This is a genomic window from Microvirga tunisiensis (assembly GCF_009296175.1).
Taxonomy (GTDB): Bacteria; Pseudomonadota; Alphaproteobacteria; order Rhizobiales; family Beijerinckiaceae; genus Microvirga; species Microvirga tunisiensis.
Window position 1 is genome coordinate 1 of record NZ_VOSK01000977.1, and the last position, 592, is coordinate 592.

Below are 592 nucleotides of genomic sequence, written 5' to 3' on the forward strand. Positions count from 1 at the left end.
TTTGGAATCTTGTGGCGGCGCTCTTCATTAACCTTGTAGGGCATGCGGCTCTCGGTTTCAGAAGACCGCCTCTATACCTTACCCCTGACTTGGCACGACACCCCGGTCCGATTTACGCACCAACGTCATCTCGAAGAGCTCCTGCGCGGCATCGGCGATGATGGGGCGCGAAGCCGCCTCCGTCGAGGCGCCGGATTCCTGCTGCGCAGCGGCGATGCAACCGTGGCTGTCCGATGTGACCCGCAAGAGAACATGCGGGCATGCGTCGACGCGACCACCACGTTGCTGGAACGGGCTCGTTCCGCGCTGCCGCCGGGAGGCGCCCCCGCAACCCCGCCGCCTCGATGAGGGCGGGTTGCCGCAGGTTACAACTCGGGCCCGACATGGCCTCGCGCCAGTTCTCGAGGTTACTGCACAGGGTGCTTGCGATGGCGCCGCTCGAGACCGGCGCGTCCGGTTGCTACCCCGGCCCAAAGCGATAGACACTTCTGGGCCGTCGCAGTGCGTTTCGCCACCGTTGTGCATTGGCGCCTCGGGCGTACCAGCGGGTACTCTGATAGGGCTCATCGCTTTGCGATGATGCAGAATGTGA

The 592-nt window shown here is 64.4% G+C and carries 1 protein-coding gene; it reads right to left on the reverse strand.

Annotated elements, in window-relative coordinates:
* Positions 1–78 precede the first annotated feature (78 nt).
* On the reverse strand, positions 79–246 hold the full coding sequence (locus tag FS320_RS45745) for a hypothetical protein (protein ID WP_153885423.1): 168 nt from the start codon (positions 244–246) through the stop codon (positions 79–81).
* Positions 247–592 lie beyond the last annotated feature (346 nt).